The sequence below is a fragment of the Sphingomonas pokkalii genome (assembly GCF_003096275.1).
GTDB lineage: Bacteria > Pseudomonadota > Alphaproteobacteria > Sphingomonadales > Sphingomonadaceae > Sphingomonas > Sphingomonas pokkalii.
Window position 1 is genome coordinate 1 of the sequence record NZ_QENQ01000010.1, and the last position, 204, is coordinate 204.

Genomic DNA, 204 nt, shown 5'->3' on the forward strand with positions numbered 1-204 from the left:
TCGGCGAACCAGTCGGCGATATAGTCGCGGCCGTACGCCATATTGTCCGCGCCGACATGCTCGACCCCGCCCTCGCGCGCGGTGAAGATCTTCAGTTCACGCTTCGGGCTGTTGACCAGCTGGTCGTAGCAGTCATGGGCGTACTGCACGCTGATCTGGCGATCCTGTGCCCCGTGCGTGACGAGGAACGGCACCTTCACCCCG

1 pseudogene is annotated in these 204 nt (G+C 64.2%); it reads right to left on the reverse strand.

What is annotated here, in order from left to right:
• A pseudogene (locus tag DD559_RS19340) lies at positions 1-204 on the reverse strand (alpha/beta hydrolase); the annotation flags it as partial.